This is a genomic window from Acidobacteriota bacterium (assembly GCA_034211275.1).
In the GTDB taxonomy this organism is placed as follows: Bacteria; Acidobacteriota; Thermoanaerobaculia; order Multivoradales; family JAHZIX01; genus JAGQSE01.
Genome location: JAXHTF010000007.1, coordinates 24063 through 39248 on the forward strand (window position 1 = coordinate 24063; position 15186 = coordinate 39248).

The following is a 15186-nucleotide window of genomic DNA, read 5'->3' on the forward strand; positions in this document are numbered from 1 at the left end:
TCTCACCGGAAGGGTAGATATTTGACGTAGATGCGGTAGAGCAGATCCGGCGGCCTCTCTTGATAGACCTGAGCGAAGCGGGCGTGGCGCTGGGCCTCGAAGTCGTCCGGATCGAGCTCCAGCACTTCGGCGAAGCTTTCCGACGCCTGCCGCGGATCGTTGCGTTGCAGATACCTCACGCCGAGGTTGTAGTAACTGTCCACCAGAAGCCGAACCACGTCCTGGTTCTGAGGATCATCGACGTGCATCCGCCATAGCGCCGGCAAGGCCAGCCCCCACTCGCTGTCCTCGAAGAGCTGCACCTCCGTGGCGATGGGCTCGAGGGCCGTAGTCACCTCGGCGCTGAGCGCCTCCTCGGCCTCGCTCAACGGCGCCAGCGCCGCCGCCTGCTGGAGCAAGCGGCGAGCCTCCAGAGCCCGCCCGGCCTCCAGCGCCAGGCGCGCCTGCCCCACCAATTCTCCCCGGGGACTCCCCTCGTCGCCGATCTCGGCGCTCGCCACGGCCTCCGCCGGCTCATCCGCCACCGGCGCCTGCAAGTCCAGAATCAGCTTCTGCGCCTCTTCGTAGTAGGGGCTATTGGAAGGAATCCGCTCCAGTTGCGAGATCGCCAGCCGAGTCCGGCCGCCGTCCGCCAACTTGCGCGCCTGATCGATGGGACTCTGCCCCGCCGGAGCGGTGGCCGCGGTCTCTGCGCCCTGGTTGGGGAAAAAGCGGCTCCAATTGTTGAGCAGGAACCAACCCAAAGCCGCCAGCAAGAGCACCGAGAGAGCGCTAATGGCCAGAAAGAGAGTCCGCGGCGAGCTCTTGCGCTTCTTCGCCGGCGCCGGCGGAGGAGGCGGCGGCGGTGGCTCGACGGCATCCGGATCCGGCGGCACCATGATCTCCTGGCTGAGCACCGAATCCTCCGCCGCTCCGCCCGTATCCGGAGTCGCCGGCATGTCCGGTATGGGCGGCGGCGCGTCGAAAGCCTCCGGCACTGCCACCGCCGGCCCTTCGCCGGCCTCGACGCGCTCCAGGTACTCCTGCGCCACCGCGTGGTTGGGGTTGAGCTCCAGGACCTTCTGGAAAGGTCCGCGGGCTCGCTCCAAATCCCCCGCCTCGTAGGCCGCCAGACCTTCGTGGAGAATCTCCTCGATCTGGCGCTCCGTCTCCGCCTTGAGGTTCCGGGCCTTCTCGATCCGCCGCGAGGCCTCCTCATTGTCGATGTCGATGAGGAAAATACGCGACCAGACGTCGATGGCGCTTTGATAATCGCCGGCCTCGAAGGCGGTCTGCCCCTCGTCGAGAAGCCCGCTGATGCGATCGCCACCCCCCGACGAGCCGGAGCCCGCCGGCGCAGCGGCAGCGGAAGGAGCCGGCGGAGCCGCGCCCCCCAACTCGCCGATAGCGAAGTCCAGATCGTCCTCCAGCTCGCTATCGGACGCCTCGTCGAAAGAAAAGTCCATCGCCTCCGCTGGCTCGGCGCTCGTCCCTCCGGCATCTCCCACCGTCGACAGCTCGCCGCTACCGAGCCCCTCGAAGGCCGCGTCCAGCTCGCTATCCGCTCCGGACGTGTCGTCACCGAAGAGAGAACCGAACCCGGCATCCTGGGGCTCCTCCGACGGCGGCGGAGACGCTGGGGCGTCCGAGCCGAAGGCGGCCAGGGGATCCGGCTCCCCGCCAAAGCTGAAATCCGGCGCGGATGCCTCCGCTTCCGCCGGCGGACCGGCGGCAAAGGCCGAGCCCTGCTCTTCCGCAGGGGGCGGCTCGATGGCCCCTTCGAAGATCCCCCACTCCCCACCATCCCCGGTCAAGTCGGCGAGAGGATCCGCCGGGACCTCCAATTGGGAAGACGGTGACTGAGCGGCAGGCGAAGCTTGCTCCGGAACCGGCGGCGACGAGGGCAACGGCGGCGGCGCCTCGAAGGCCGGAGGCGCGGGACGCTGTGCCTCGATCTTCTGCTCGAGCTGCGCCAGCCGTGGATCCTCCGGCGACAGACTCCGAGCCTTCTTCAGCAACTCCTCCGCCTTCCCCAGATCTCCCGTCTCCAGGGCCTGCTGGGCTCCGGCAAGGGCCTTCTCCAGGAATTGCTGCATGCCCAGCCGCTCCTGCGCCTGGGTCGCCAGCTGACGAAGCTGCTGATTGCCGGTGACTAGCTGCTGGTGTTTGCCCGCCAGCTCCAGCACCTGCTGATACTGCCCCTGGTCAAAATGCGCCTGGAGCTGCTTGGCCAGATCCTCCGCCGCCATGCCCTGCTCGCCACCGGCGGCCTGACGCAACCGTTGGGCGAGAATGCGGGCGGGCTCGAAGTCCGGGTCGAGCTTGAGGATGAAGTCGCAGCCGAGAAGCGCCTCGCGGTGACTGCCCGCCTTGGCCGAAGTCAACGCTTGCTGGAAGGTCGATTCGATCCGTTGCTGGATCTCGGCGGGGAGAGCTGAGTTACCGCGATATGCCATAAAGTGCTCGGATCCGAAGTGTGTTGGCGGCTCGATCACCGCCAGAATGAGAGATTCCAGGCCGCCCCATCAAGACCACCGCAAGACCACTATGAACCCGTTGACAGGCGGCTTTGGGGACTCGGAATAGGTCGCGAAGCATGCTAGCAAACCCTCCAGGGGCGTACAACCAAAGCTCCGCCCGGAAGGTCGTCGTCTTGCTACTCCCCGCCCAGCTCATCCAGCAGCCGCCGCGGCATGCCGCCGAAGCCGCCGGAGGACATGGTCACCAGCACGTCGCCGGGCTGCGCGACCTCGATGGCCCGCTCCAACAATCGATCCAACGTCGGACAACTTTCCGCCGCGCTCCCCGCGGCCCGCAGGTCCCTCACCAGCGAATCGAGATCCAGGCGCTCGGCATCCTCCAGCCGACCGGCGTGAAAGATGGGAGCGAAGAGCACGGCATCCGCGGGGCCGAAGCTCGTCCGGTAGGCGTCGTAGAACATCTGGCGTCCGGCGGTGAGACTCCGGGGTTCGAAGATGGCCACCAGCCGTCGTCCGGGATAGTGCCCGCGCAGCGCCTCTAGCGAGGCCTTCACCGCCGTCGGGTGGTGGGCGAAATCGTCGACAACGGTGACCCCGGAAGCGGTGCCCAGCTCCTCCAGCCGCCGCGCCGTGCCGCCGAACTGCGCCAGCGCCTCGGCCACCGCAGAAGACTCCAGGCCGTCGTACCGCGCCGCCGCCCACACCGCCAAGGCATTGAGCACATTGTGCCGCCCGGGCACCCGCAGCCGCAGCTCTCTCGCCTCTCCCTCCCCGTCCCGCACGGTGAAGCGGCTGCCTCCGGCGCTTTCCTCGCCCCCCTTGGCACCGCCCTCGACCCGCACCGAATTGCCCTCTCCAAACCCATAAAAGATCACCGGGCAGCGCGCTGCCGCGGCGACCTGGCGCACCTCCGGCGAGTCCCCCCAGGCCACCAGCCGGCCGCTGGGGGGCACCAGCTGCACAAGCCGGCGGTAGGCCTCTAGTAACGCTTCCGGGCTGGAATAGAGGTCCGCGTGGTCGTATTCGACGCTGGTCAGGATGACGGTCTGGGGCTGGTAGTGGAGAAATTTGGCACCACGATCGAAGTAGGCGGCGTTGTACTCGTCCCCTTCGATGACGAATCGATCCCCTCCACCGAGGGCGAAGCTGGCGGGCAGATTCTTCGGCACGCCGCCGATGAGGTAGCCGGGATCGCGGCCGGTGGCGCTCCACACCCAGGCGGCGAGGGCGGTGGTGGTGGTCTTGCCGTGGGTCCCCGCCACCACCAGCGGCCGGCGGCCGGCGAGGAGAAAGCGAGCCACCGCCTGGGGCATGGAGAGCAGCTCCAGCCTCGGCTCTTTCGCATCCCCTCCCTCGGCCCGCAATTCTTCAGCCCGCAGCTCTTCAGCCCGAAGCGCCTCCGGATTGCTCCGCGGCACCGCGTTGCCGACGATCACCAGGTCCGGCCCAACCTCGTCCAGATGCGCTGGATCAAAGCCCACCAGCGGCTTGATCCCCGCCTCCGCCAGCAGGGTGCTCATGGGCGGGTAGAGGGGACCGTCGGATCCGCTCACCCGGTGGCCCAGCTCTTGCAGAAGACAGGCAAGAGGCGCCATGCCGGTGCCGCCGATGGCGATGCAATAAATGCTCAATGCAGTTTCCGTCACCGTCTGCTCCCTTGCCCCCGGCTCCGCCGCCGGGATGGCGCAGTGTACCACCGGCACCAGCCCCGGCCGCGCACCGTTCGATATGCTAGTTAAAGCCCTCGAGCGCCGGCAAACCGAAGGCCGCAGCAGTCTGCAGACTCATCGAAGCTTTGAAGAGGAGTGAGGATATGAACCGCCTACCCATTCGTGCCGTTTTGACACTTGCCGCTGGAATCTTGACCGCACTCTCCCTCCCGGCCCTGGCCGCCAACGCGGCTGCCGACGAAACCGCCGCCGAGGAAGCCACCGGCCCCAAGGCCGTCGCCGTTGAAGAAGTCCTGGACCTCGGCACCATTCCCAAGGGCGAGACCCTGAAGGTGGAATGGGAGCTGCGCAACGAGGGCACCGAGCCCCTGGAGATCACCCAGGTCCGCCCGTCCTGCGGCTGCACCGTCGCCACCTATGACGAGGTCATCGCTCCCGGCGCCACCGGCAAGGTTCGCGCCGAGATCGACACCACCAACCTCTTCGGCGCCGACACCAAGCGGGTCACGGTCCTGACCAACGACCCCAACAACCCCTCCATCGTGCTCACCGCCAAGAGCGAGGTGAAGCCCTACCTCAACGCCATCCCCGGCTATGCCCGCTTCAATGTCGTCCAAGACCAGCAGAAGGGCTCCGTCGACCAGAGCATCTGGGCTCAGGACGGCAGCGACTTCAACATTGTCTCCGCCACGGCGACCGAGGACTACCTCACCGTCGCCGTCCGCGAGGCCACCGAGGAAGAGCGGGCCGAAGACGCCAAGGGCAAGCAATACCAGGTGTCGGTGACCCTCGCCAAGGACGCCCCCATCGGCCCCATCACCAGCGCCCTGCAGATCACCACCGATCACCCCAAGCAGAAGACCATGAGCATCCCCATCTCCGGCTTCGTGCGCCCGGTGCTGGCGGTGACCCCCCAGACCGCCAACTTCCGCAAGATCGAGCTCAAGGAGCCCCTGCAGGCCAACATTCTGGTGAAGAACTACGCGGTGGAGAAGATCGACCTCACCAGCATCCAGAGCACCATCCCCACCATCTCCGCCGAAATCATCCCCCTCGAGGAGGGCCGCCGCTTCCAGATTCGTCTGCTGGTGAGCCCCGACACCCCCAAGGGCGACTTCAACGGCATGCTCAAGATCCAGACCGACAGCCCGAAGGTGCCGAGCCTCGAGGTGCCGGTCATCGGCACCGTCATCTAAGGCGGCTCCTCTCCTAGACACCCCGGTTCAACGCTTCCGAACCTCTCAAGCCCGCCGGTTTTGGGTTACCGGCGGGCTTTTTTCCTGCCCGCACGAACTTCCCCCCTTGCACCGCCCCGCCTTTTCGGTTATCTTTCCGTGGCCTTTTGGCACGGCGCGTTCGTCTAGGGGTCCAGGACGCCGGCCTCTCACGCCGGTAACACGGGTTCGAATCCCGTACGCGCTACCAGCCTTTTCTTTCCCCGCCTAGTTAGGACTTCCAACCCAATCAGACGAGATTGGGCGCCCCAGCTCGCCACTCCCGCGAGTCATAGCAGCGCAACACCCTACGCGCTCGATTCTCGAGTTTTGAGTTCCGATCTGACGCGGGCGCCTCCCGGTTTCGCTCGACAAAACTACCGAACTTCGGTACATCTCGCGAGTGAGTCCTAAAGGCTCTTCTCCCTCAGCCGCCCAACTCCTCCGCGATTGGACATCTCGCGGCCGCGACCACTTCTCCACAGAGGATCTGGCCGAAGAGTTCGGCGTGTCTTTGAATGCAGCATCGACAGGGGCGCCACCGCATAGACTGCTTCACACTTCGTTCACATTGAGACCGCAGCCCGTTCACGGACGGCTCTCTATTGTTTTCCTACGCGTGGCCCACGTCCGCCCCCAGCAGGAGAACGAAGATGCCGTCCATGATTCGTCTATCGATACTCGCTACCACAGTCCTCTTGGTGGCAAGCTTGCCCGCCGCCGCTGACTCAGACGATGCCAGGCGCTATTTCGGCCAGATCGAGGGCCGAGTCGTCACCACGGACGACGTACCGATTTTGGGTGCCGAGGTAGGACTCGATCCACGGGTCATCAAAACCGTCTCCACGGACAGCGAAGGATTCTTCACGCTGCGTACCGTCCCCGAAGGCAGCTATCGCGTGATCGCGGCGGCGCCAGGATTCGCGGTCGGGGAGGTTTTGATCGAGGTGAGCCGCGAGTCGCCATCTCAGGAGCTCCTCATCCGCTTGCCCGCGGCAGAGGTCACACTCGACTCGATCAACGTCGTCGGCAGTTACTCGATCGGCCGCGACGCACCCGCACGTTCTTCCGCCCTTTCTGGCGAGGAATTGCGCGAGCTACCCCATTTCGGCGACGACATCGTCCGAGCTGTCACGGTCTTGCCGGGCGTGACCTCGAATGACGCGTCGGCCGAATTCAATCTTCGAGGCAGCTTGACGCGGGAGGTCCGCTACGAAATCGATGGCCTGGAGATTTTCGAGCCGTATCACCTCAAGGACTATCAAAACATCTTCAGCATCATCGATCCGGAGATGCTCGGCGGCGTCGACCTCTTCACCGGCGGGTTCCCGGTCGAATATGGCGACCGCAGTGCGGGTGTGCTCGACCTCGAGACCTTCAGTCCTGATGACCGCACCTTTGAGCTTGGCGTCAGCCTGCTGAACGCTTGGGCCTCCACGAGCGGTCGGTGGGAAGGTGGCTCCTACTTCGCGTCCGCCCGCCGGGGCTGGCTCGATATCGTGCTCGACATCGCGGGCGAAGAAGAAAGCGAGAGTGAGACTCGCCGCGGCCGTGGGCCGACGTACTGGGATGTGCTGAGCAAGGTGAGCTTCGACCTGGGGCCAAAACAGGACTTGACGGTCCAGGCTCTGCTCTCTTCGGATAGCAACGACGAAGTCGAACGGGAACGCGAAGACGACGGCTTCGAAGAGGAAAGCACCAACAGCAGCTATGGCAACGACTACCTCTGGACTCGTCACACCGCCTTCCTCGGGCAAAGCGGCCTGGTCGAATCGATGCTGTCCATCGGCCAGGTCGATCGGGATCGTCGGACCACAGAAGATAGCCCGTCGCGGAATTTCGAGATCCGCGACGAGCGCACCTTGGACATTCTGCAAGGCCGTCAGGATTTTTCGTGGCAGATCGGTGATGAACATCTTGTGAAGGCCGGCTGGGAAGCCCGGCGTTACGAAGCCGAGTACGACTACTTCAATCAGCTCGCCCTCATCGACGTCGTCGCCAGTGCTTTCGGTGTCCGACCGATCACCCGCTTGACCGGCACCTTCGAAAGCGAGCATCTCGGCCTCTACCTGGCCGATCGCTGGGAGGTTACGCCTCGCTTCGTGATCGAAGCGGGTGCCCGTTGGGACCGCCACTCGCTGACCGACGAAGATCACCTCTCACCCCGGATCAATGGCCTTTTCGACTTCGGCAGCGGCTGGCGAGGTCGCTTCGCCTGGGGGTACTTCTACCAGAGCCAGCGACCGAATGAGCTGCAGGTCGAGGACGGAGAAACGACCTTCCTCGGCGCCGAGCGCGCCGAGCACCGCATTCTCGGCCTGGAACGCACTTTCAGGGCCCGAGAGGCTTCCTGGGAGGTCCGCCTCGAGGCCTACCAGCGCTTGATCGAGGACGTCAGGCCACGGTTTGAGAATGTCTTCCAGACCTTCGTGCTCAACCCCGAGACTGCCAACGACCGGATCCTCATCGCGCCTGAGGCGGCGGAGGCGCGCGGCGCCGAACTTTTCTTGACCCGCCGAGGAGGCGGTACCTTCGATTGGTGGATCAACTACGCCTGGTCCGAAGCGAAGGACTCCCTCGACGGCCGCGACGTCCTTCGCGCCACCGATCAGACTCACGCCATGAACCTCGGCGTCTCGTGGCGACCGAGCCCGCGCTGGAGCTTCAACGCCGTCGGGATCTATCACACGGGCTGGCCGACGACGCCGGTTTCCGCCACGCTTGCCAGCGGAATGGATGGCGAGCCCATCGCCGTACCGGTGATCGGCGAGCTGAGGTCGGTTCGCCTCGACGACTACCACCGCCTGGACGTGCGCGCATCCCGCCGCTTCGCCCTCAGACGCGGTGTGTTGGAGCTCTTCATCGATGTGCAGAATCTCTACAACCGAAGGAATGACGCCGGTTTCGAAGTCGATGGCGGCAACTTCCTGGTCGATGATCAGGGGCAGGCCGTCTACGAACCGTCCCCGGAGCAGTGGTTACCCTTGTTGCCGTCGTTCGGCGTCTCATGGACCTTCTAGCGGCCAGGGGCCCACGGTCAGGAATGAGTTAGGCTCGACCGATGCGTGTCCTGATGATCGAAGACGACCTCGATATCGCCGGCAATGTGGGCGATTTCCTCGAGGCGGCAGGCCACCAAGTGGACTTTGCCTATGACGGTATCTCCGGCATGCATCTGGCGCTGACCCGCGAGTTCGACGTCATCATCGTCGATTGGATGCTTCCGGGCATGCCTGGCACAGACCTCTGCCGCAAGCTGCGCCACGAGGCGCAGTGTCGCGTGCCCGCTTTGATGCTCACCGCCCGTGACACGTTGGCCGACAAGCTGGAAGGCTTCGAAGCGGGCGTCGACGACTATCTGGTCAAGCCCTTCGCTATCCAAGAACTCGAAGCCAGGCTGCGGGCGCTCGACAGATTGCGACGATCAGCGCCGCGCGAGCTGACGATCGCGGATTTGGTACTCGACCCCGATACCCGGACAGTACGGCGCAATGGCCAGCGACTCGAGGTGCATGGCGCGGCCTTCGAGATTCTCTATTTGCTCATGGAGCGTTCGCCCAGTGTCGTTCGGCGCGAAGAACTGGAAGCCAGATTGTGGGGCGACGATCCACCGCAAAGCGATGTTCTGCGTAGCCATATCTACGCCTTGCGCCGCGCCATCGATAAGCCCTTCGATCGCGATCTGCTGCACACCGTCCGCGCCTACGGCTACCAACTCGCCGCCAGATGAGCGTCGACCGCACCCACTGGCGGCTTCGCCGTCGGGTCTTCAGCTCGATTCTTGTTGCCGGTTTGGTGCTCGCACCTTTCGTCCTCTTGACGATGTGGGCCGGCGTGACCACCGTCGAAGACACGATCCTGAAGCATCTAGTGCGGATCGAGGCGGACCGCTTGATCGCAGCAAAGCAAGCCGGACTCGAGGTCGAAGAGTCACCTCTCTTCACAGCTTTCTGGGGTTTCGACCAGCTATCCGAACCTTTTCGCTCCACCAGTGGCGAAGTTTTTCTCGGCATCTATCGACCGCTCGACGCGCTCGAGGCCGGGATCTACGAGGTTCGTGGTCTGGAGGCCTTCGTCGCCATCAGACCTCAGAAGGACGGGCCACTGATCCTCTTCTACGACGTCAGCACGCTCGAACCGCTGCAAGAGCTAGAGCCGATCTTCTGGGGCATCACCGGTACGGCGTTCGCGCTGGCGATTCTAGCTGTCGCCCTTGGCTTGGCCCGCTGGCTCGACCGGGAACTGTTGGTGCCGATCCGCCAGCTTGCCGACGCCGTGGCTTGGGATCTCGAGACCTGGCGCGGGCGTCAGCTCGAATCGGAGGACCGTCTCGACGAGATCGGCCATCTCTCCCGCTCGATCCGGCAGGCTGCCCTACGCCTACTCGGTTTCCTGGAGAGGGAACGGCAGTTCACGCGCAATGCGAGTCACGAGTTACGCAATCCGCTCACGGTGATCAAAGGGGCTACGGAGCTGCTTCGCGCCCGATCCAACGACGCGACGGAACGACCGCTGGAGCGCATCGAGCGCGCCGTCCGACGCATGGAGTCGAAGATCGAGCTCTTCCTCTTCCTGGCTCGGGAAGAGGTCGACAGCCCCCAGCTGCCGACCTCGATTCTCCAAGCCGTCGAAGAATGCTTGCAGCACCTGCCGCGGCGCCCCGACCGCGAGCATCGGGTCCATGTCGACGTCGCGCCGGAGCTTCGGCTACGGATATCCTCTGAAGCCTTGCGTATCCTCCTCGACAATCTGATCGGCAATGCGCTACGTCACGGCGCTTCGGGAGAGGTGAAGATCACGGCGCTCGAAGATCGGCTCAGCGTCGAGAATCCGTTGGACGTGCCGATCGAGCCTACAGAGGAGCTCAAGGCACCCTTCATGGGTGACGGATCCGGTCTAGGCCTGGCGATCGTCGAAGACCTTTGCCGCCGCTACGGCTGGACTCTGACGCTCGAGCCTCAGGATCGCCGCCTGCGGGTAGTCGTGATGCTGGCCTGAGCCGGTCGGCGATTCCATCTCCCCGTTAGCGGCCTCGTTCCCTGCAATGTCAACGACGGCCACCCCTCGACTCGCTGATCTCAGTCCGGCAGCGGCTCTCCTTCGTACCAGGGACCGCCCTGCTCCAGCAGCGCGCGAGCGAGCTCGGAGGCTTCCGTTTGCAGCCTCTCCAGCTCTTCGCGGAAGGTCGCCAGCTCGGAGTTGGCGATCTCTAGCTGCTCCCGATGGGTCGGGGTCGGTCCGTAGGTTGATTGTTCGACGCCCCTCGAGACGCTGAAGAGACGGTCTCCCACGGTGGGCGGTACCTTCTCGCCGGGCTCCTGCTTGGCGCGATGGCCATGGACCCGGCCGTCGAGCTCGAGCACCTGCGAGCGCAGCTCGAAGAGCCGGGGATCGATTTCCGCGACCGGAGCCCTCGACTCCAGGGCGACTCGTTGTAAGCGCTCGACCTGAGTCTTGAGCTCTTCGAGAGCCACCCCGAAGGCCGTGTTGAGACGCACTGCTTCCTCGTACTCCCGCCAGAAGGCGGCGACTTCGTCCGGGCTCGCGCCGTCGAGGGCGCCCTTGCGAAGAGGCACGACCTCGAAGGTCTCGGGTCCGGCGAGAGGGGTGATCTCACCGCCGACCTGCTTCGAGAGCCTCACCTTGTAGCGGCCGGGGCCGACCATCAGGCCGCGGGGCGGCAGACCCCACTCTGGGGGCGGAGGATCCTCGCGCTCGACGGCATTGGGGCGGGGGTAACGGAGATCCCAGGCGACCCGGTGGAACCCGGCTTCCGTGGCGCCGGGGACGCGGCGGATCACCCGACCCTCGTCGTCCTCCACGGTGAGCCAAATCTGCGGGACGGGCTCTCGGCGCTCGGCCTCGACGGCCTCCCAGCCCGGAAAGGCGATGGCCTCCTGGCTCTCGACGGCGGTCTTCTCAGCCGCCTGCCGAGCGGCGCGGGCGGTCTCTAGACCCTCCTTCAGGTAGTAGGTGAAGACGGCTCCGAAGGGCGGATTGGGGGCGACGAAATGGGCCGCGCCCTGATCGCCGCGTCCCGGCTCGAAGGCCAGATGGGGGCGGGGGAAGTACCACCATGCCTGGCGCACGGGAAAGAGCGTGGCGGCCTCGGCCAGCTGCGAGGAGGAGATGCTCCGGAAGGGAGTGATGTCGTCGAGCACAAAGAAGCCACGCCCGAACGAGGCGGCCACCAGGTCGTCCTCCCGTCGTTGGAGGGTGAGGTCCCGGAACGAAATCGTCGGCACTCCGCCTTCGAGGCGAGTCCATCGTTCACCGGCGTCGACGGTGAAATAGAGCCCGAACTCGGTAGCCAGGAAGAAGAGATCCTTGTCCTCGTGGTCCTGCACGATGCGCCAGACCAAGGTGCGCTGGGGCAGGTTGCCCCGCATGGAGGTCCAGCTGCGCCCACGATCCGTGCTGCGCAGCAGGTGGGGGCCGATCTCTCCGAATTTGTGATTGTCGAGGGCCACGTAGACGGTGTCGGGATCGTGGAGATCGGCTCGGATGTCGTTCACGAAGGCGGTGGCAGGAACTCCGGGCAGGCTGCCGACCTCGACCGCCCGCCAGCTCTCGCCGCCGTTTTCGGTGACCTGGATCAGTCCGTCGTCCGTGCCCGCGTAGATCAGGCCCTCCTGCCCCGGCGACTCCGCCAGAGACGTGATGGTGTTGTAGGTCGACATGGCCAAGAGATCCCAGGCGTTGTCCCAGCTCTGGGTAGAGCCCATGATCGGCAGGCGCCACCGATCCTGATCGCGGGTCAGATCAGCGGAGATGGCGGTCCAGGAATCTCCCCGGTCATCGCTGCGCCAGACCCGATGGGAGGCGAAGTAGATGCGGCTCGGCTGGTGGGGGCTGACGAGGATGGGAGCGTCCCAGTTGAACCGCTCGGGCCCTTCCCCGGCGGCGGGCTGCGGTTGGATGTCGACGATCTCTCCCGTCGTGAGGTCCACTCGGGACAGGAAGCCCTGCTGCCGCTCGGCGTAGAGGATGTCGGGGTTGCCCGGCTCGGTGGCCGGCTGATGCCCGTCCCAGTCGAGGACGATGCGCCAGTCGGAGTTCTGGATGCCGTGCACGTTGTCGGTGCGCGAGGGACCGCCCTGGCTACCGTTGTCTTGGGTACCCCCGTAGATGTTGTAGAAGGGCTCGGCATCGTCGACGGCCAGCTTGTAGAACTGCGTGACCGGCAGATTGGCCATGAAACGCCAATTCTCCGCCAGATCGAAGCTCTCGTAGAGACCGCCGTCCGTGCCCACGAGGAGGTAGTCGGGGTCGTCTGCCCGGAAGGCCATGGCGTGGTTGTCGGAGTGCTTGGACTGCTCGCGGAGCCGGCGAAAGGTCTTGCCGCCGTCGTCCGAGACCTGGAAGCGCACGTCGGCCAGGTAGATGCGATCAAAGGCGTGGGGCGAGGCATAGAGCTCCTGGTAGTAGTGGGGACCCGTGCCGCCGGCGACGGCATCGGAGCGTTTCTCCCAGGAGGCACCGCGATCCGTCGACCGATAGACCGCACCCGTCCTTCGATCCAGCTCGATGGCGGCATAGAGCACGTCGGGTCGTTGGGGGGAGATGGCCAGGCCGATCTTGCCCATGCGGCTCTCGGGCAGGCCCTGCTCGAGCTTCTGCCAGGTCGAGCCGCCGTCTTCGGACCTCCAGAGGGCCGTGCCCGGCCCCCCGCCGAGGTAGGCGGCCACGTTGCGATGACGCTGCCAGGTGGCCGCGTAGAGGCGGTCGGGATCGCGCGGATCGAGGACGAGATCGGTGGCACCGACCCACTCGTCATCGCCGAGGACTCGCTCCCAGCTCTCACCACCGTCCAGCGTGCGATAGACACCACGCTGGCCACCCCGGCTCCACAGAGGGCCCTGGGCAGCAACCCAGATCACGTCGGAGTTCTCGGGATGGATGACGATCTCGGAGATGTGCAGGGTCTCCCCGAGTCCCATCTTCTTCCAATGGGCTCCGCCGTCCTCGCTCCGATAGATGCCGTCGCCGAAACCCACGTGCCGACCGCCCACGTTCTCGCCGGTACCGACCCAGACGACGTCGGGGGCGTTGGGGTCGATGGCGACGCAGCCAATGGAGTAGGAGCCTTGGTCGTCGAAGATCGGCGTCCAGGTGGTGCCCGCGTTGCGGGTCTTCCAGACGCCTCCCGATCCCACCGCTACGTACCAGAGACTGTCATCCTCGGGATGGATGGCGATATCGGCGATCCGGCCGGACATCAGCGCCGGACCGAGGTTTCGCAGCTCGAGACCACGGAAGCGCTCGGCATCCCAGAGCTCCTGCGCCTCGTTGGCCCCAGCGCTGGACCAAGCTCCGAAGAGCAAGCAGAAAACGATCACGAAAGTGCATCGGCGAGTCATCGACAGTCCCTCCTTGAACCGGGCCCTCCTTGAACCAGAGTTGGGTGGGTCCCGAGCTGATTGTACCCATGCCGCCACCACCGATGGGCTCCCAGCCCACCTCTAGGGCTTCCTTCGCAAAGACCTCCACTGCACCCGCCGGCCCGGACACGCTCAGGCTTCGGGATTGGCCGAGAGGGTGTCGAGCTTCGTGGGCAGGTGAGCCCCGCTACGGTTGAACTCCTGCCCGTCCAGCTCGGCTAGGTCCTCTGCTGCCTCGCTTCAGCGACACGGCCCGAGGGCGTCACCGTGATCCAGATGCTCTTCGACCTTGCTCCGGGGCACCTTCAGCGTGGCGCTCCCATCGTGGCAGAGGAGCACCCTTTTCTCGTCCGACTCGCGCTGGGTGCCGAATGAGGTGCAGCCTCCGCTGACAGCGAGGATCAAGCATAGGATCGCGGTGAGGACCGGGATCTTGGCTCGCCGTACTCGCTCTCTCACCATCATGCCCCTTTCTCCGTAGGCTGCACCGTCGTCGCCGACGGCTCGGCCTCCGATGGCAGCGCGAAATCTAGGAGATCCAGCCTGCCACCAGGTCCGGATGGGCGTTCATCCACTCACGAGCGGCGGCTTCCCGATCATCCGCGTCGCGCATGGCGAGCATCAAGTCTGAGAGCTGCTCGTCGGTGAAAAAGTAGCTGCTGAGGAACCTCGCCAGCTCCTGCTTCTCTTCGCGCAGGCCCTGGCGGCCCATGATGTGGATGTTGCCGGTCTTCCAAACGATCTTGTCCTCGTCCTGGTCGAGGAATTTGAGGTCCCAGCGTCCGAACATCCAATGCGGCTTCCAGCCGGTGACCGCGATCCACTCCTCGTCGTCAATCGCCTTCTTCAGCGCAGCGCTCATGGCGGGGCCGCTGGAGGAGATCAGCTCCAGGTCCAGGCCATATTGCTCGATCACCTGCTCGGTGGTCTTCATGATGCCGGCGCCGGCGTCGATGCCGGTGATCTTGCCGTCGAGTTGTTCGGCGGCTGCAGGAAGCTGGGAGATCTTGTCGATCGGGACGTAGGCAGGGACGACGATCCCGCTCCGGGTCCCCTCGTAGACGTGACCCAGGTCGACGACCCGGTCACCGAATTTGTCGACGTAGTCTTTGTGGAGAACGGGCAGCCAGGTCTCCATGAACGCATCCTGATCGCCTTGGGCCACTGCGGCGTAGGCGGGAGCGACGTCGGCGGCGGTGATCGTGACCTCGTAGCCCAGCTCGTCCTCCAGGATCACCTTGGCGAGATGGGTGTAGGCCACGCCTTCGGCCCAGTTGACGTAGACGAGATGGGCCGTCTTGGTCTCCGTTGGCGCCGAAGCGTTCTGGTCCGCCGTGTCCGTGGCCGGGCCACCACAGCCCATCACCATCGCTAATGCGACGAGGAGCGCCGTCAGCCCCGTGGTGTTTCGTAGTCTCATATCGAGCTCCTTTCCGAGTCTTGATGCGTCCGCTCGCCGGAC

Annotated in this window: 9 protein-coding genes and 1 tRNA gene; 5 read left to right on the forward strand and 5 right to left on the reverse strand. The window is 65.2% G+C overall.

Annotation, left to right across the window (positions count from 1 at the left end; all coding sequences use genetic code 11):
- Nucleotides 1–2: 2 nt before the first annotated feature.
- Both SX243_02660 and murC read right to left on the reverse strand, forming a co-directional pair.
- On the reverse strand, nt 3–2435 hold the full coding sequence (locus SX243_02660; protein ID MDY7091850.1) for a tetratricopeptide repeat protein: 2433 nt from the start codon (nt 2433–2435) through the stop codon (nt 3–5).
- Nucleotides 2436–2635: 200 nt separating this feature from the next.
- On the reverse strand, nt 2636–4105 hold the full coding sequence (murC, locus tag SX243_02665; GenBank protein MDY7091851.1) for a UDP-N-acetylmuramate--L-alanine ligase: 1470 nt from the start codon (nt 4103–4105) through the stop codon (nt 2636–2638).
- Nucleotides 4106–4272: 167 nt separating this feature from the next.
- On the opposite strand from murC, the gene SX243_02670 reads away from it, so the two are divergent.
- The 5 genes from SX243_02670 to SX243_02690 all read left to right on the forward strand — a co-directional run bounded on the left by SX243_02670 (nt 4273) and on the right by SX243_02690 (nt 10341).
- Nucleotides 4273–5325, forward strand: a complete 1053-nt coding sequence (locus tag SX243_02670; protein ID MDY7091852.1) for a DUF1573 domain-containing protein — start codon at nt 4273–4275, stop codon at nt 5323–5325.
- 153 nt (nt 5326–5478) lie between these two features.
- Nucleotides 5479–5554, forward strand: a tRNA-Glu gene (locus SX243_02675).
- A gap of 442 nt (nt 5555–5996) precedes the next feature.
- The gene (locus SX243_02680; GenBank protein ID MDY7091853.1) at nt 5997–8363 is read left to right on the forward strand and encodes a TonB-dependent receptor; all 2367 of its coding nucleotides are present in this window, start codon (nt 5997–5999) and stop codon (nt 8361–8363) included.
- A gap of 41 nt (nt 8364–8404) precedes the next feature.
- On the forward strand, nt 8405–9073 hold the full coding sequence (locus SX243_02685; GenBank protein ID MDY7091854.1) for a response regulator transcription factor: 669 nt from the start codon (nt 8405–8407) through the stop codon (nt 9071–9073).
- Nucleotides 9070–10341 carry a HAMP domain-containing sensor histidine kinase gene (locus SX243_02690; protein ID MDY7091855.1) on the forward strand — a complete coding sequence of 424 codons (1272 nt, stop codon included), beginning with the start codon at nt 9070–9072 and terminating at the stop codon, nt 10339–10341. Before SX243_02685 ends, SX243_02690 begins: the two co-directional genes overlap by 4 nt.
- Before the next feature lie 80 nt (nt 10342–10421).
- On the opposite strand, the gene SX243_02695 is transcribed toward SX243_02690, so the two are convergent.
- The 3 genes from SX243_02695 to SX243_02705 form a co-directional block, all read right to left on the reverse strand.
- Nucleotides 10422–13703, reverse strand: coding sequence for a glycosyl hydrolase (locus SX243_02695; GenBank protein MDY7091856.1), 3282 nt, complete (start codon nt 13701–13703; stop codon nt 10422–10424).
- A gap of 261 nt (nt 13704–13964) precedes the next feature.
- Complete coding sequence (locus SX243_02700; GenBank protein ID MDY7091857.1) at nt 13965–14189, reverse strand: hypothetical protein; 225 nt, start codon at nt 14187–14189, stop codon at nt 13965–13967.
- Between the two features lie 64 nt (nt 14190–14253).
- Nucleotides 14254–15144 (reverse strand): glycine betaine ABC transporter substrate-binding protein, encoded by an 891-nt coding sequence (locus tag SX243_02705; GenBank protein MDY7091858.1) that lies wholly within the window; start codon nt 15142–15144, stop codon nt 14254–14256.
- Between the last annotated feature and the right edge of the window lie 42 nt (nt 15145–15186).